This window comes from Polaribacter sp. Z022, assembly GCF_023555495.1.
Lineage (GTDB): Bacteria > Bacteroidota > Bacteroidia > Flavobacteriales > Flavobacteriaceae > Polaribacter.
On the sequence record NZ_JALCZO010000003.1, the window covers coordinates 304,862 to 321,763 of the forward strand.

The following is a 16,902-nucleotide window of genomic DNA, read 5'->3' on the forward strand; positions in this document are numbered from 1 at the left end:
TGTAAATAGAAATAAACCGTCGAAAAATACTATTTTTGATTTTGATAGTATTGCTAAATTAATGAAAAAACTTTCTTTATCACTTTTATTAGTACTCATTTTTGTTTCATGTAATTCTACAAAACATGTTGCAGAAGATGAACATATGCTTACGCAAAACTATATTTTTGTTGATAGTATAAGGAATAAAAGTAGTGATATTCAAAAATACATACTTCAAAAACCCAATCCTAGATTTTTAGATTTACCTTTTGCATTGTATTTACACAATATTGGAAATCACGAAAAACCTAAAACAGCCAAAGAATGGGGTAACAAAAACCCTAATTCATACAACTTTATAAAATCTATTTTTTCTGAAAAACAAAGTATTGGATATGCTAATTCTTTTATAGGTTTAAATAATTGGTTTTTAAATTACCAAGGGCCAGAAATTATAAATCCAAGAAAAGTTAAAAGAACTGAAGATAATTTGTGGGCTTATTATAAAACTCAAGGATACTTTAAATCTAAAGTTACTTCAAAAATAAATAGATATAAAGACAAGAAAGCAACTGTAGAGTATCATGTTACAAAAGGAAAACCTACGCTTTTAGACACTATAAACTTTAAAATAGAATCTAAAGTTTTAGACTCTATTTACAAAAAATCTGAGACCACTTCACTTTTAAAATCAGGAGAACAGTATAATGACAAAACTTTTAGAAACGAAGCGAGTAGAGTACTTAAATTATACAGAAATAATGGAATTTACCATTTTACAGAATCTGCATTAGGTTTTTATGTAGACTCTACAAGAACAGATTATAAAACAAATGTAGATTTTTTAATTTCAGGTAGTAGATTAGTAGACAAAAATGGAAAATATGTAAATACTCCATTTAAAGTTCAAAAAATATCTAAAATAAATGTGTTTACAGATTATTCATTTTCTAAAAAAGGAGAACCTTATTTAGACTCTTTAGATTATAAAGGAATCAATTTTTTAGCTCATGATAAAATAAAATACAATCCAAAATATTTATCACAATCTATATTCTTAAAACCTAATTCTATTTATAAAGACACTTTAAGAAACTTAACAAGAAATCATTTAAAATCTCTTAAAAATTTTAAATCTACCAATATTAAGTTTACACCTATTTCTGGTACTGATAATGAACTTAAAATGGATATTTTCTTAGCTCCTATAGAAAAATACACTTTAGGTTTAGAAACAGAATTAACACATTCTAACATTAGAAACATTGGTTCTTCTGCAAAATTTTCAATTACTAATAGAAACGCTTTTAGAGGTGCAGAATTATTAAAGCTCTCTTTTTTAGGTTCCTATTTTACATCTAATAGCGGTCCTGGTTGGGAGGTTGGTACAGATGCTTCTTTAGAAATACCTCGTTTTGTAGCTCCTTTTGGTTTAAGCAAATTGGTTCCTAAAGAAATGTCTCCTAGAACATTATTTTCTATTGGTTCTAGTTTTCAAAAAAACATTGGTTTAGACAGACAAACATTTACTTTTTTATCTGATTATAAGTGGCAGTACAATACAAAGAAAACAATACAATTAGAAGTTTTAAATACTCAGTATATTCAAAACTTAAACATCAATAGTTACTTTAGTATTTACAGTTCAGAATTTACAAATTTAAACAACGTTGCTAAAGCTTATGATGATGCTAATGGAACTACAACAAACTATCCCCTTTCTACAGACTTAAATAATCAAGTTTCTGAAGCTAAATCATTTATGAATACAGTTTCTAAAGATGCCAACTTTAAAAACACCAATTCAGAAGAATATAATACTGCTTTAAACATTTTAAACAGGTATAATATTGTAACATCCGATTTTTTAATACCAGTTTTAGCCTATTCTTTTACTTATAATAGTCAAACAAAGTTTGATGACAATAACTTTTCTTTCTTTAAGTTAAGAGTTGCAAATTCTGGAAACATTTTAGGATTAATTTCGAAAAATACGAGTGCAAATGGTAAAAAAACATTTGCAAAAATCCCTTTGGCTCAATACTTTAAAACAGATATTGAATACAAGAAATTTTGGGACATTGGCGAAAACTCAGTTTTTGGTTTTAGATCATTTTTAGGTGCAATTATTCCTTATGATAATTCAGACATTCCTTTTACTAAAAGTTACTTTGCTGGTGGTTCAAATGACATTAGAGCGTGGCAAACTTATGAGTTAGGACCTGGAAGCAGAAATACAGGTTTAGAGTTTAATGTAGGTAGTCTTAAACTTTTAACAAGTGCAGAATACAGATTTAATGTAGTTAGTAAACTAAAAGGAGCTCTTTTTATTGATGCAGGTAATATTTGGGATATTACTGGCTCTAGTTTTGTTGATGAAAAATCTAAATTTAACAACTTTTCTTCTTTAAAAGATATTGCAATAGGATCTGGTTTTGGAGCAAGACTAGATTTTAGTTTTTTAATATTACGTTTTGATGTTGGCTTTAAAACTTACGAACCTTATTTAACTGGCAACAAATGGCTTAAAAACTACAACTTTGCAAATGCTGTTTATAACATAGGAATTAACTACCCGTTTTAAAACTAAAATAGCCTATAACGTTTTCGTTCTTTTTTTCACATTTTAAGGCGTAATTTTAGTACTTTTGATGAGTAATAAATGATTAAAAAAAACAAACATGAGTCATAATATAAAACCAGGTGTTGCAACTGGAAAAGAAGTTCAAGATATTTTTAATCTTGCTAAAGAAAAAGGATTTGCTTTACCAGCTGTAAACGTAGTTGGATCAAACACAATTAATGGAGTTTTAGAAACTGCAAGAGATTTAAATGCTCCTGTAATTATTCAATTCTCAAATGGTGGTGCACAATTTCAAGCAGGTAAAGGATTATCAAACGAAGGACAAAAAGCAGCTATTGCTGGTGCTATTGCTGGTGCAAAGCATATTCACGAATTAGCAGTTGCTTATGGAGTTCCTGTAATTTTACATACAGACCACTGTGCAAAAAAACTTTTACCTTGGATTGACGGATTATTAGACGCTTCAGAAAAACATTTTGAAGAAACTGGTAAACCTCTATATAGTTCTCATATGATAGATTTATCTGAAGAACCATTAGAAGAAAATATTGAAATTTGTAAAACTTATTTAGCTCGTATGAGCAAAATGGGTATGACTTTAGAAATTGAATTAGGAATTACTGGAGGTGAAGAAGATGGTGTAGATAATTCTGACGTAGATGTTTCTAAACTATACACTCAACCAGAAGAGGTTGCTTATGCTTATGAAGAGTTATTAAAAGTTTCTCCTCAATTTACAATTGCTGCTGCATTTGGTAACGTTCATGGTGTTTACAAACCTGGAAACGTAAAATTAACACCAAAAATCTTAAAAAATTCTCAAGAATTTATTACTAAGAAATATGGTGTTGAAGAAAATCATATAGACTTCGTATTCCATGGTGGTTCTGGTTCTACTTTAGAAGAAATTAGAGAAGCAATTGGTTATGGTGTTATTAAAATGAACATTGATACAGATTTACAATTTGCTTTTACAGAAGGAATTAGAGACTATATGCAAGGAAAAGCTGACTATTTAGCTACTCAAATTGGTAATCCTGATGGAGCAGACCAACCTAACAAAAAACACTATGACCCAAGAAAATGGTTACGTGAAGGTGAAGAGACTTTTAAAACACGTTTAAAACAAGCATTTGCAGATTTAAACAACGTTGATACTTTATAAAAAATATCTTTAAATAAGATATCTCAAAGCACTTTGATTAAACTCAAAGTGCTTTTTTTATGACTTTAAGTCTCAAAAACGATACTTTAAAGAAAAAACTTTTACATTTGTAATTCTAAATTTTTTAATAAAAACTTAGAAACAAACTAAAACAATTAACTAGTATGGCTTGGTTTAAAAGAACGGATAAAGGAATACAAACTTCTACAGAAGATAAAAAAGACACTCCAAAAGGGTTATGGTATAAAACTCCTAGTGGAAAAATTATAGATACAGAAGAATTAAAAAGAAACTTATATGTGAGTCCAGAAGATGGTTACCATGTAAGAATTGGATCTAAAGAATATTTCGAATTGTTTTTTGATGACAATAAATTTGAAGAGTTAAATGAAAAATTAACTTCTAAAGACCCTTTAAAATTTGAAGACACAAAAAAATACCCAGACAGATTAAAAGCTGCTCAAGCAAAAACAAAGTTAAATGATGCTGTTAGAACAGCTGTTGGTAAATCTTTAGGAAAAGATTTAGTTATTGCTGCTATGGATTTTGCTTTTATTGGAGGTTCTATGGGATCTGTAGTTGGAGAAAAAATAGCTAGAGCAATAGACTATTCAATAAAAAATAAGATTCCATTTTTAATGGTTTCTAAATCTGGTGGAGCAAGAATGATGGAAGCATCACTTTCTTTAATGCAATTAGTAAAAACTTCATCTAAATTAGCTCAATTAGCAGAAGTTAAAATACCTTACATTTCTTTATGTACAGACCCAACAACTGGTGGTACAACAGCATCGTATGCAATGTTAGGCGATATTAATATTGCAGAACCAAATGCATTAATTGCATTTGCAGGACCAAGAGTTGTAAAAGATACCACTGGTAAAGATTTACCAGAAGGATTTCAAAAATCAGAATTTGTTTTAGAACATGGTTTCTTAGATGCTATATATGAACGTAAAAACTTAAAAAAACAAGTTAATTTATATATAGATTTAATACAGAATTTACCTGTAAGATCATAAATTTAAAGTCAGCATTTGCTGACTTTTTTTATACTACATCATTAAAGTTATTCAATAAATAATCATATATTTGCAGCTTCAATGAAAATATCATTGATATACATAATAATCATTTAAATAATATTGGAATGTATTTAACAAAAGAAATTAAAGAAGCTATCTTCGAAAAACACGGTAAAGGAAAAAATGATACTGGTTCTTCAGAAGGACAAATTGCATTGTTTACACACAGAATTAACCACTTAACAGGACACTTAAAAAACAATCGTAAAGATTTTAACACTGAGCGTTCATTAGTAATGTTAGTAGGTAAGCGTAGAAGTTTATTAGATTATCTAAAGAAAACTGATATTGCTAGATACCGTGCAATTATTAAAGAATTAGGAATTAGAAAATAATTCTTACAGAAAAGAGGCTCTATAAACGTGCCTCTTTTTTATTTTAAACAAGTATTTTAGTTCTGACTAACAAACAGAATCTATATAAAAAAATCAAAAATAGTAACAGCATTTTTGAATTTCCATTGCAACAACAAACAACAACACAACAACAAAAAAATTAAAAAATTTAGAATTAAAATTTATGATTCCAAAAGTATTTAGAGAGGTAATAGACCTTGGAGATGGAAGAACCATTTCATTAGAAACCGGTAAATTAGCAAAACAAGCACACGGTTCAGTTGTTGTTCAAATGGGAAAAGCAATGTTATTATGTACTGTAGTTTCTAACTACAAACAATCTGACGTTGATTTTTTACCACTAACAGTAGATTATAGAGAAAAATTTGCTGCTGCAGGACGTTATCCTGGAGGTTTCTTTAAAAGAGAAGCAAGACCAAGTGATGGAGAAGTATTAACAATGCGTTTAGTAGACCGTGTTTTACGTCCATTGTTTCCAAAAGATTATCACGCAGAAACTCAAGTTATGATTCAGTTAATGTCTCATGATGATGATGTTATGCCAGATGCATTAGCAGGTTTAGCTGCATCAACAGTTATACAATTATCAGATATTCCTTTCGAAACTCCAATTTCTGAAGCACGTGTTGCTAGAGTTGATGGAGAATTCATAATCAACCCAAATAGAGCTCAATTAGCTAAATCTGACATTGATATGATGATTGGAGCTTCTGCAGATTCTGTAATGATGGTTGAAGGAGAAATGGATGAAATTTCTGAAGAAGAAATGGCTGATGCAATTAAGTTTGCTCATGAAGCTATTAAAGTACAATGTGCTGCACAAGTTCGTTTAGCAGAAGCTTTTGGTAAAAAAGAAACTCGTGAGTACGAACCAGAAAGAGAAGATGAAGAATTAGCTAAAAAAATAAACGATTTAGCTTACGATAAATGTTATGAAATTGCTAAAAAAGGAACTTCTAAAGCAGAAAGAGGTTTAGCATTTTCTGAAGTTAAAGAAGAAGTTATTGCATCTTTTACAGAAGAAGAATTAGAAGATTTTGGTGGTTTAATTGGAAAATATTTCAGTAAAGCACAAAAAAATGCAGTTAGAGAATTAACATTAGCAGAAGGTTTACGTTTAGATGGTCGTAAAACTACAGATATTAGACCAATTTGGTGTGAGGTAGATTACTTACCATCTACTCATGGTTCTTCTATTTTTACACGTGGAGAAACGCAAGCATTAGCAACAGTAACTTTAGGTACATCTAGAGAAGCTAACCAAATAGATATGCCATCTTATGAAGGTGAAGAAACATTCTATTTACACTATAACTTCCCTCCTTTTTGTACAGGAGAAGCAAGACCTTTAAGAGGAACATCTCGTAGAGAAGTTGGACATGGAAATTTAGCACAAAGAGCATTAAAAGGAATGATTCCTGCAGATTGCCCTTATACAGTAAGAGTTGTAAGTGAAGTATTAGAATCTAATGGTTCTTCTTCTATGGCAACTGTTTGTTCTGGTACAATGGCATTAATGGATGCTGGTGTTCAATTAAAGAAACCTGTTTCTGGTATTGCAATGGGATTAATTTCTGATGGAGAACGTTATGCTGTTTTATCTGATATTTTAGGTGATGAGGATCACTTAGGAGATATGGATTTTAAAGTAACTGGTACAGAAGATGGTATTACTGCTTGTCAAATGGACATTAAAGTAAAAGGATTATCTTACGAAATTTTAGTGAATGCTTTAAAACAAGCAAGAGATGGTCGTTTACATATTTTATCTAAATTAACAGATACAATTGAAGCTCCAAATGCAGAAGTTAAAGCACATGCTCCAAAAATGATTAACCGTAGAATTCCTAACGAATTAATTGGTGCATTTATTGGTCCTGGAGGTAAAAATATTCAAGAATTACAAAAAGAAACTGAAACTACTATTGTAATTACAGAAGACCCAGTAACTGAAGAAGGTATAATTGAAATTTTAGGTACTAAGCCTGAAGGAATTGAAGCAGTTATTGCTAAGATTGAATCTATGCTTTTTAAACCAGAAAAAGGTTCTGTTTACGAAGTTAAAGTAATTAAAATGTTAGACTTTGGCGCTGTTGTAGAATATACAGAAGCTCCAGGAAACGAAGTTTTATTACACGTAAGTGAATTAGCTTGGGAACGTACAAACAATGTTTCTGACGTTGTAAAATTAGGTGATGTTTTAGATGTTAAATATTTTGGAATAGACCCAAGAACACGTAAAGAAAAAGTTTCTAGAAAAGCAATTTTACCAAAACCAGAAGGTTTTGTAGAAAGACCACCTAGAGATAATAATCGTGGAAGAGATAACAGAGGTAGAGATAATCGTGGACGTGACAACAGACGTGATGACAGAAAACCTAGACAAGAGAAAAAAGAAGATTAATTTTAATCTTATTTTATAAATAAAATCAAACCTATCGAGTTTTAAAACTTGATAGGTTTTTTTGTACATTTAAAATAAAAAAAACACTTTTATATTTATACTTAAATAATAATATCTATTTTTTTTACAGGATATTATTATATAAATGAGTTGTTAGTATTAAAAAAACGAAAGCAATTGAACATTAGAAAAGCAACAGAAACTGATATTGACCAAATTTGGGAAATATTCTCAAAAGTGATTGAAACTGGAGACACTTACGTTTTCAATCCAAACACACCAAAAAGTGATTTTAAAAAGCATTGGTTCGCTGATTATATGGAAACTTATGTGATTATAAAAAATGGACAAATACTCGGAACATATATAATTAAACCTAATCAAATTGATTTAGGAAACCATATAGCAAATTGTAGTTATATGGTAAATCCAAATGCTCAAGGAAAAGGAATTGGAAAGAAGCTCTGTGAACATTCACTGAAAATAGCAAATGAAAATAATTTTGAAGGAATTCAATTTAATATTGTGGTAAGTACTAATATAGGAGCTATTGAATTATGGAAAAAATTCGGATTTAAAATAATTGGAACAACACCTAAAGGATTTAAGCATTCTAAACTTGGTTTGGTTGATACTTACATTATGTATAAAGATTTAAAAGAATAAAAACTCTTACAACAACATATATAAAAGTTTGTTTTTTAGTTTACTATAAAAAACTTCAAAATTTTATTAATATAACTTATAAAAAACCTGTACTCTTTATTCTTCCATTTAATACTAGAAATGAACTATAAACCTATATTAATTTGTCTAATATTTTTAACACTAAGTTTTTCTTGTGTAGGAAATAAATCATCAGAAAAAACAATTAGTAAACCAGAATATGTAAACATTCCTAAAAATACTACTCTAAAATTTACTTCAGGAATTAGTGCTATGTTTCAAGATAGTAAAGGATTTTATTGGTTTGGTAGTTTACAAGAAGGGGTAGCAATTTTTGATGGAAATAGTTTTAGATATTTTACAGTAAATGAAGGATTATCAGATAATCAAATCAGATCAATACAAGAAGATAAAAATGGAATTATTTGGATTAACACTGCTCATGGTTTAAGTACTTATGATGGAATTAGAATTACAAACAATATTCCTATAATAAATAATTTTTCACAAAATATATGGACAAAAACAGACAACGATCTTTGGTTTAATCCGGGAAACAAAGAAGGAGTTTATCAATATAATGGACAAAACTTAAAATATTTAGCTTTCCCACAATCTAAAGTTATAAATCCTAACAATGTCTATTTTATAACCGATATTTCTAAAGGAAAAAACAATATGATTTGGTTTGCTACTTATGCTGGTGTATTTGGTTACAATGGTATTAATTTCTCTATCATAAATGATGAAACTTTAGGTCTTAATATTAATACAGAACCTCTTCATATAAGAAGCATTTTAGAGGATTCTAAAGGAAGACTTTGGATTGGAAATAATGGAATTGGTGTTTTATTAAAAGATGCTGATACAATAATAAACTTTTCTGAAAAGAATAATTTAATTCATCCAACAAGCTCTAGGAAAGGGGATAAATCTAAACCTGGTACATTAGAACATGTTTTTGCAATAGAAGAAGATCTAAAAGGAAATATTTGGTTTGGAGATAGAGATGCAGGAATCTGGAAGTATGATGGTAAAAACATGACCAACTATACAAAGAAAGATGGGTTAACTAATAATTTTGCATATTCAATTTTCGAAGATAAAAAAGGTGATTTGTGGTTTGGTATGGTAGATGGAAATATATTTAAGTTCAATGGAAATACTTTTGACAAACAATTTTAAAATTGTAGCTAATTATAAAAATTCAGAACATTTTTTGAAGACTTAAATTATGTGAATAAAACCCTAGAAAATTTAAACGTTTTTTTTATCCTTTTTTGTTTCTTTGTTTCTCTCAATGAAAATTCAAAAAACAACATATTTATCTTTAGGTACAAATCAAGGAAACAAACTTGAAAACCTTCAAAAAGCTATAAATTTAATAGATAATAATATAGGTTCTATTATTAAAATATCATCTATATACAAAACTCCTTCATGGGGTTTTAATGGAAATGATTTTTATAATATTTGTATAAAAGTAACTACATACCAAAATCCAGAAACTTTATTAAACACACTTTTAAGTATTGAAAAAAACATTGGTAGAGTTAGAACATCTAAAGAAGGATATGAAAACAGGTTAATTGACATAGATATATTATTGTTTGATGAAGAAATTATTTTTTCTAAAAATCTAATGATTCCTCATCCAAAAATGTTGCAAAGAAAATTTGTATTAATTCCTTTGTCTGAAATTGCTGAAACAACAATCCACCCAATAGAGAAAAAACAAATATCAATTTGTTTGCAAAACTGTTTAGACTCTTCAGAGATTGCCATAACATCAGAAAAGTTAATAAGACCTATTCCTTTATCAGAAAAATACAACTATATAGCTATTGAAGGAAATATTGGTGCTGGTAAAACCTCTTTAGCAAATATGATTTCTAATGAATTTAATGCTAAAATAGTTTTAGAGCGTTTTGCTGAAAATCCTTTTTTACCAAAATTTTATAAAGACAAAGAAAGGTATGCTTTTCCATTAGAAATGAGTTTTTTGGCAGATCGATATCAACAACTTACCGATGATTTGGCCCAATTCGACTTATTTAAAAACTTTATTGTTTCAGATTATTATATTTTTAAATCGTTAATATTTGCACAAGTAACATTACAACAAGAAGAGTATCTTTTGTATAGAAAAATGTTCGATTTAATGTATAAAGAAATTACAAAACCAGATTTATATATATATCTATTTCAAAATACAGATCGACTTTTACAAAATATAAAAAAGAGAGGAAGAGAATATGAACAAAACATTGAACCTTCTTATTTAAAAAAGATTCATAGTGGTTATAAAAACTTTATAAACACCGAAAAAAATTTAAATACGCTAGTAATTGATGTATCTGATATAGATTTTGTAAATAATCATGAAGATTACAAGTACATTATTAATAAAATAAAGTGTTTTTAAAAAAAAAATTATACTTTTGCGGGAATAATGAGTTCCCCCAAAAAATAATAAAACAAAAATCATATGATAATGAGGAGAATTTTTTTATTTGTTCTTTTTAGCACATTCTTTGCAGCTAATTCCTTTAGCCAATTTACTACAGACGAAATTACTTACGGAAACAGAATTGATTTAGAAAACAGCAATAGTTGGGCTGTAGGTGGTGGTTTTAGTAACTTTATAATGCATGGTGATATGCGTTCTTTAGGCACAAGTGATGACACTAATTATTGGAACTTTGGTTTATATGGATATGTAAACAAAATGTTTAACCCATTATTAGGATTAGAATTAAAAGCTTCTTTTACTAAAATTTCTGGTGGAGCACAATATTTCTCAAACGTATACGAATTAGAGTATGTACCAAATACTGTAATTAGAGATAATATGAGATTTGAAGGTAAAGCATATGGAGCTGAATTAAATTTAATTTTCAGTTTTACAAACCTTTATCAAACTACTGCAAGTAAATGGCATGCTGCTGGTTATTTTGGAGTTGGTTACCACTTATATGATTCTCAATTATTTGAAATTGTTCCAGGAGCTGCTGACAACCCGTTAGTAGACTTTGGTAAAAACCCAGCAAGAAACAGTGTAAATCAAGCAAGTTCAATTTATTTATCAGCTCAATTTGGTTTAAAAAGAAGAATAAACAAAAGAGTAGATCTTGAGTTTAGAACAGGAATGTATTTTAATTATGAAGACCATTTAGATGCAGCAATATCTAACAAACAAGATTGGGAAACATTTTTTGTTTCTAGTATTGGTGTAGCTGTTAAATTAGGTAAAAAGAAAATCTTTACAATTTGGGGTGATGAAGGTGGTAAAGGTGATAATTTTAAAATTATTGATACAGATAAGGATGGTGTAATGGATCAATTAGATATTGAACCTAATACACCTGCAGGTGTAATGGTTTATGGTAATGGTAAAGCTGTAGATTCTGACAAAGATGGATTACCTGACTATAAAGATAAATGTCCTTTAAAATACGGACCTATTTCAAACGAAGGATGTCCTCTTAACGTAGATTCTGATGGAGATGGGATTATGGATGGAGAAGATTTATGTCCTAACACTCCTGGTGTAGTTGAAAACAGAGGTTGTCCTAAACAAGAAGCTGCTAAGCCAGATAACATTAACCAACAAATTGGTTTATTAGCTGCAAGTATTTATTTTGATACAAATAGTGATAGAATTAAATCTATATCTTTTGCAACAATTGATAAAATTATAAACTTAATGAAAAAAGTACCTAATGTTAAGTTTGTTATTGAAGGGCATACAGATGATAGAAACAGTGATAGATATAACTTATATTTATCTCAAAGAAGAGCTGCAAGTGTAAGAAAATACATGGTTAAACAAGGTATTCCATCTGACAGATTAGAATCTAAAGGATATGGAGAATCTAGACCTAAATTCTCTAACAGTAATGCAGGAGGAAGACAATTAAACAGAAGGGTAGAAATTAAACCAACAGGTTCAATAGAATAAAACCTTTTTAATAGTTATAAAGCAAAAGAGACTACTTTTAAAAGTAGTCTCTTTTTTTTGCTCTATCTATATATTTATTAAATTTAATACAAAAAATTCCCTTCTAAATTAATTTAGAAGGGAATTCATAAAAAAGATAAAGAATAATATTTTACTTTTTTAGTTCTAATTTCTCTGCAAAGTAATCGCAAAAATCACGCATTGTAGCACTCATTTTTTGATCATCTGTAGCTCTTTCAAAAGTATCAGCCATAGACACTAATGTTTGATGATAAAATTGTTTCATTTCATCTACAGGCATATCTTTTGTCCATAAATCCATACGTAAAGTATCTTTTTTCTTATGGTCCCAAACAGAAATCATTATAGCTTTAGAAGCTTCGTTATTAATACCTCCATCTTTAGCAGACCAAGAAATTTCTTCTGGAACTTTATTTTCGTCTAAACCAACTTGAAAGTTTATTTGTGAGTTATGTTTTACTGACATTATTTTTTAGGCTTATATTTAGATTTATTGAATAACTCTTCTGAGTCAATTATTAATAATTCTTGCAAAGATACATCATTATTTTGCATAAAAGATCTAACTATTTGCCATCCTAACCACACTCCTATTCTACCTGGAGAATCACTATCATTCTCTAAATAAAACTTAGAAAAAGGAGCATTATCAATAAACCTTTTATTTAATTTAGTATCTGTACTAAATAATAATTTTCTTTCAATGAAATATTTCCAAATATCTTCTTCATTAAAGGTAGCCCATTGCATTTTATCTTCTGAATAACCAATCTTTATCGAATCAGAAATACCATTAACATACATATCTAATAAATACATTTTTTTTCCTTCATATATTATTTTACTAATAAAGCTTCTATTAGAAATAGATAACAATTGTTTATTTATAATAGAATTTGCAACATCTATAATAATATTTTTATCAGTATTATTTTGTTTGATATATTTTGGATAATCTGCATAAAATTTATGCTTAGAACCTAAATAAGAATCTAAAGAAATAAATAGTAAACTATCTGCATAAATAACTCTATTTTCATAATCTATATTAGATAGCATTGTAACAACTTTTGGCGACCTAAATTTGGGATTATAATATTTTACATATTTAAATAGAGAAGTAAGTTGAGATTCTAAATTTGAAATATTTTTATATATTTTTTGTGATTCTAAAAATAATTCTTGTTCATCTTTATTACTAATTTTAGCTAATGCTATACTATCAGTAAATTCTTTAGGAAATAAATAAGGATATTTATTTTTTAAGTTTTTCAAACTATCTTTAGAAGCAGTGTAAAAATCTACTTCATACCTATCTATAGACAAATTTGCATTTATATTAGAAACATCTATTGTATGTTTACTCTCTAACTTACAAGAAAAGAAACTAAATAAAACAAAAAAAACTATTATAAAAAATCTCATAAACTTTGTATCTTGCTATTAGAAATAAAAACGATAAAAATACTAAAATAGTTTATCAATGAAAACTGAAAAAGTTGCAGAACACATTATAAAATGGTTAAAGGATTATGCTGAAAATGCTAAAGTAAAAGGCTTTGTAGTTGGGGTTTCTGGAGGAATCGATTCTGCTTTAACTTCTACTCTTTGCGCAAAAACTGGTTTCCCTACTTTATGTGTAGAAATGCCAATTCACCAAGCAGAAAGTCAAGTAACAAGGGCACAAGAACATATTTCACAATTAAAAGAACGTTTTGATAATGTATCAGATGTAAGAGTTAATTTAACTTCTACTTTCGAAGATTTTATAAATGTTGTTCCAGAAACAGAATCTTCTACCAAAGTAGATTTGTCTTTAGCAAATACAAGAGCTAGGTTAAGAATGACAACTTTATATTATTTAGCTGGTATAAATGGTTATTTAGTTGCAGGAACAGGTAATAAAGTAGAAGATTTTGGAGTTGGATTTTACACTAAATATGGAGATGGAGGTGTAGATTTAAGTCCGATTGCAGATTTAATGAAATCTGAAGTTTATGAATTAGCTGCTTATTTAAAAGTTCCAAATTCTATACAAGTTGCACAACCTACAGATGGTTTGTTTGGAGATAGTAGAACTGATGAAGATCAAATTGGTGCATCTTATGATGAGCTAGAGTGGGCAATGAAAATGCAAGATGAAGGTAAAACTGAAAATGATTTTTCTGAAAGAGAATTAGAAGTTTTTAAAATTTACACAAGATTAAACAGAATTAATCAACATAAAATGATACCAATTCCTGTTTGTGAAATTCCAACAAATTTTAAATAATATTTAAAAAATAAAAAAGCTTTAATCTAATGATTAAAGCTTTTTTATTTTTTAATTTAAACTGTTACAGTAAGTTTGCTGCAACAAGCATTTTCTTAATTTTCATATAGGCTCTTTTTTTAGACCCTTTAGATATTTCAAAAGGTAATAAAAGAAACAATTGTAAGATTTTTAATAATTGTAATGTTTTTTTCATAGTATGAGGATTTCTCTTTTAGCGAGTGCAATATACAAAAAAACTAATTAATAACTTTTTTACACTATAGGGGAAAACACCCAAATTTACAATTTAATAATATTACACTACTCTTTTCAGTTTTTCTGACAACCTAATTCTTAATGAATTATAACTCATTATATCTTCTTTTTCTTCTGTAGAATACTCTTTTCCTTCTTGTAAAAACTCATTAACCAGCCTTTCTATTAAAATTCTACGCAAATTAAAAATTACATCAGGTATTGCTTTAGATAAAACCTCAACTGCAGTTTTAACTCCAATATTTTGTCCTTCCCAATTACTTAACCTTTTATTAGGATTTTCTTCATCCATTAAAATTGAAGTAACTATTGTTCTTATATCTGGGTTTTTATGATTAATTAGACTATCTATTTGTAATTTTTCTGACTGGTTTAATTGATGAATCATTTCAGTATAAATTTCTTGAAAAAGAGGATTTGTAAACTCTGTTTCATCTTCTTGAAGATGTAAATAGATTTCTGAAGAAACAGAATTTGTATATTTTCTTATAGTAACAGATTCTTTTCCATATTCATCTACATTTGTAACTTCTTCAACAAAATCTACTTCTTCATTTCCATAAAGCACTAAATTTTTAATAATTTCTTTTTCTAAAATAGAGAGTTGATCTATTTTTTCTGAAGAAACAACACCTCCTTTTACTATCCCCATTTGAGCTTGTTCCATTTCCATAAAATATTCTGGAGGTGGTTGGTTTGGATCTTGTGGTGGTTGATTTTGTTGCTGCTGATATCTATTTTGTTGCTTAGTAGCTTTGTTTTTATCTTGAATACCTTTCTTTAACAATTGAGCTAATTCACTAAACAAAACACGTTCAGAAATATCCATGATTCTTGCGCATTCTTGCACATACACTTCACGTTGAATTCCATCTGGAATTTTAGAAATACTTGTTACAATATCTCTTATTACTCCTGCTTTTTTAATTGGATCGTTATTAGAATCTTTAAGTAAAAGTGATACTTTAAAATTGATGAAATCTTGCGCAGAATCTTCTAAATAGTTTTTTAAATCTGCATCAGAATTTGCTTTTGCAAAACTATCTGGGTCTTCACCTTCTGGAAACTGAACAACTTTTACGTTCATTCCTTGTTCTAGAATCAAATCGATTCCACGAATAGAAGCTCTTATTCCTGCTGCATCTCCATCAAAAAGAACTGTAATATTTTTTGTTAATCTATTTACCAAACGTATTTGATCTGATGTTAAAGCTGTACCAGATGAAGCTACAACATTCTCTATTCCAGATTGGTTAAAAGAAATAACATCTGTATAACCTTCTACTAAAAAACAATTGTCTTGTTTCGCAATTTCTTTTTTAGCTTGATAAATTCCGTAAAGAATTTTACTCTTATGGTAAATATCACTCTCAGGTGAATTTAAATATTTGGCAGCTTTTTTATCGGCAGTTAAAATACGTCCTCCAAATCCTAAAATACGTCCAGACATAGAATGTATAGGAAACATTACACGTCCTTTAAAACGATCAAATTGTTTGTTTTCTTTTACAATTGTTAATCCTGTTGAAGCTAAATATTTTAAATCATATCCTTTAGCTAAAGCCGCTTTTGTAAAATTATCCCATTCATCAATACAATATCCTAAATCGAATTTTTTAATGGTATCTTCTCTAAAACCACGTTCTTTAAAATAACTTAAACCAATTGCTTTTCCTTTGTTAGAATTCAGCATGATATCATGAAAATAGTCTTTGGCAAATTTAGATACCATAAACATACTTTCTCTTTCATTCATTTGAGCTTTTTCTTCTGAAGTTTGCTCAGTTTCTTCAATTTCTATATTGTACTTTTTAGCCAACCAACGTAAAGCTTCTGGGTATGAATAATGCTCATGTTCCATTAAAAAAGAAACTGCATTACCACCTTTACCTGTAGAAAAATCTTTCCAGATTTGTTTTACTGGAGACACCATAAATGATGGCGATTTTTCATCTGTAAAAGGGCTCAATCCTTTAAAGTTAGACCCGGCTTTTTTAAGTTGAACAAACTCACCAATAACTTCTTCTACTCTTGCAGATTCGAAAATACGGTCTATAGAACTTCTTGATATCATTAATTGGTTATATTGAAAAAGGAAAACAAATATAAGAATTAGAATAGGTATCTAAATTAAAAAACCTCATTAAA

The 16,902-nt window shown here is 28.5% G+C and carries 14 protein-coding genes; 10 read left to right on the forward strand and 4 right to left on the reverse strand.

All coding sequences use genetic code 11. From position 1 onward, the window contains the following. The first annotated feature begins 61 nt into the window (after window positions 1-61). The 9 genes from tamL (at window position 62) to MPF13_RS08285 (ending at window position 12,203) form a co-directional block, all read left to right on the forward strand. Window positions 62-2,566: a translocation and assembly module lipoprotein TamL gene (gene tamL / locus MPF13_RS08245; RefSeq protein WP_249981945.1), complete on the forward strand. Its 2,505-nt coding sequence runs from the start codon at window positions 62-64 to the stop codon at window positions 2,564-2,566. Window positions 2,567-2,663: 97 nt separating this feature from the next. After that, window positions 2,664-3,731 carry a class II fructose-bisphosphate aldolase gene (gene fbaA / locus MPF13_RS08250; RefSeq protein WP_249981947.1) on the forward strand — a complete coding sequence of 356 codons (1,068 nt, stop codon included), beginning with the start codon at window positions 2,664-2,666 and terminating at the stop codon, window positions 3,729-3,731. Between the two features lie 164 nt (window positions 3,732-3,895). After that, on the forward strand, window positions 3,896-4,753 hold the full coding sequence (gene accD / locus MPF13_RS08255) for an acetyl-CoA carboxylase, carboxyltransferase subunit beta (RefSeq protein ID WP_249981949.1): 858 nt from the start codon (window positions 3,896-3,898) through the stop codon (window positions 4,751-4,753). A 128-nt stretch (window positions 4,754-4,881) separates the two neighbouring features. Then, window positions 4,882-5,151 (forward strand): 30S ribosomal protein S15, encoded by a 270-nt coding sequence (gene rpsO, locus MPF13_RS08260; protein ID WP_249981951.1) that lies wholly within the window; start codon window positions 4,882-4,884, stop codon window positions 5,149-5,151. A 184-nt stretch (window positions 5,152-5,335) separates the two neighbouring features. Beyond that, window positions 5,336-7,576, forward strand: coding sequence for a polyribonucleotide nucleotidyltransferase (locus MPF13_RS08265; RefSeq protein WP_249981953.1), 2,241 nt, complete (start codon window positions 5,336-5,338; stop codon window positions 7,574-7,576). Between the two features lie 177 nt (window positions 7,577-7,753). Further along, window positions 7,754-8,242 carry a GNAT family N-acetyltransferase gene (locus MPF13_RS08270; RefSeq protein WP_249981955.1) on the forward strand — a complete coding sequence of 163 codons (489 nt, stop codon included), beginning with the start codon at window positions 7,754-7,756 and terminating at the stop codon, window positions 8,240-8,242. 120 nt (window positions 8,243-8,362) lie between these two features. After that, on the forward strand, window positions 8,363-9,427 hold the full coding sequence (locus MPF13_RS08275; protein WP_249981956.1) for a ligand-binding sensor domain-containing protein: 1,065 nt from the start codon (window positions 8,363-8,365) through the stop codon (window positions 9,425-9,427). Window positions 9,428-9,542: 115 nt separating this feature from the next. Next, a complete protein-coding gene (folK, locus tag MPF13_RS08280; RefSeq protein ID WP_249981958.1) occupies window positions 9,543-10,667 on the forward strand; it encodes a 2-amino-4-hydroxy-6-hydroxymethyldihydropteridine diphosphokinase in 1,125 nt (374 codons plus the stop codon). A 69-nt stretch (window positions 10,668-10,736) separates the two neighbouring features. Further along, complete coding sequence (locus tag MPF13_RS08285) at window positions 10,737-12,203, forward strand: OmpA family protein (protein WP_249981960.1); 1,467 nt, start codon at window positions 10,737-10,739, stop codon at window positions 12,201-12,203. A gap of 151 nt (window positions 12,204-12,354) precedes the next feature. On the opposite strand, the gene gldC is transcribed toward MPF13_RS08285, so the two are convergent. Further along, a complete protein-coding gene (gene gldC, locus MPF13_RS08290) occupies window positions 12,355-12,690 on the reverse strand; it encodes a gliding motility protein GldC (RefSeq protein ID WP_249981962.1) in 336 nt (111 codons plus the stop codon). Continuing rightward, on the reverse strand, window positions 12,690-13,649 hold the full coding sequence (gene gldB / locus MPF13_RS08295; protein WP_249981964.1) for a gliding motility lipoprotein GldB: 960 nt from the start codon (window positions 13,647-13,649) through the stop codon (window positions 12,690-12,692). The genes gldC and gldB overlap by 1 nt, the downstream gene beginning before the upstream one ends. A 58-nt stretch (window positions 13,650-13,707) precedes the next feature. Here gldB and nadE point away from each other — a divergent pair, with 58 nt between their 5' ends. After that, window positions 13,708-14,496, forward strand: a complete 789-nt coding sequence (gene nadE, locus MPF13_RS08300; RefSeq protein ID WP_249981966.1) for an NAD(+) synthase — start codon at window positions 13,708-13,710, stop codon at window positions 14,494-14,496. A gap of 64 nt (window positions 14,497-14,560) precedes the next feature. Here the strand turns inward: nadE and MPF13_RS15595 are convergent, their stop codons facing one another. Both MPF13_RS15595 and dnaG read right to left on the reverse strand, forming a co-directional pair. Then, window positions 14,561-14,692: a hypothetical protein gene (locus MPF13_RS15595; protein WP_284041172.1), complete on the reverse strand. Its 132-nt coding sequence runs from the start codon at window positions 14,690-14,692 to the stop codon at window positions 14,561-14,563. Window positions 14,693-14,794: 102 nt separating this feature from the next. Continuing rightward, the gene (gene dnaG, locus MPF13_RS08305) at window positions 14,795-16,828 is read right to left on the reverse strand and encodes a DNA primase (protein ID WP_249981967.1); all 2,034 of its coding nucleotides are present in this window, start codon (window positions 16,826-16,828) and stop codon (window positions 14,795-14,797) included. Between the last annotated feature and the right edge of the window lie 74 nt (window positions 16,829-16,902).

Bases quoted from the DNA above. Each gene is read 5' to 3' on its own strand.
- tamL (WP_249981945.1), top strand. From the start codon at position 62: ATGAAAAAACTTTCTTTATCACTTTTATTAGTACTCATTTTTGTTTCA.
- fbaA (WP_249981947.1), top strand. From the start codon at position 2,664: ATGAGTCATAATATAAAACCAGGTGTTGCAACTGGAAAAGAAGTTCAA.
- accD (WP_249981949.1), top strand. From the start codon at position 3,896: ATGGCTTGGTTTAAAAGAACGGATAAAGGAATACAAACTTCTACAGAA.
- rpsO (WP_249981951.1), top strand. From the start codon at position 4,882: ATGTATTTAACAAAAGAAATTAAAGAAGCTATCTTCGAAAAACACGGT.
- MPF13_RS08265 (WP_249981953.1), top strand. From the start codon at position 5,336: ATGATTCCAAAAGTATTTAGAGAGGTAATAGACCTTGGAGATGGAAGA.
- MPF13_RS08275 (WP_249981956.1), top strand. From the start codon at position 8,363: ATGAACTATAAACCTATATTAATTTGTCTAATATTTTTAACACTAAGT.
- folK (WP_249981958.1), top strand. From the start codon at position 9,543: ATGAAAATTCAAAAAACAACATATTTATCTTTAGGTACAAATCAAGGA.
- MPF13_RS08285 (WP_249981960.1), top strand. From the start codon at position 10,737: ATGAGGAGAATTTTTTTATTTGTTCTTTTTAGCACATTCTTTGCAGCT.
- gldC (WP_249981962.1), bottom strand. From the start codon at position 12,690: ATGTCAGTAAAACATAACTCACAAATAAACTTTCAAGTTGGTTTAGAC.
- gldB (WP_249981964.1), bottom strand. From the start codon at position 13,649: ATGAGATTTTTTATAATAGTTTTTTTTGTTTTATTTAGTTTCTTTTCT.
- nadE (WP_249981966.1), top strand. From the start codon at position 13,708: ATGAAAACTGAAAAAGTTGCAGAACACATTATAAAATGGTTAAAGGAT.
- MPF13_RS15595 (WP_284041172.1), bottom strand. From the start codon at position 14,692: ATGAAAAAAACATTACAATTATTAAAAATCTTACAATTGTTTCTTTTA.
- dnaG (WP_249981967.1), bottom strand. From the start codon at position 16,828: ATGATATCAAGAAGTTCTATAGACCGTATTTTCGAATCTGCAAGAGTA.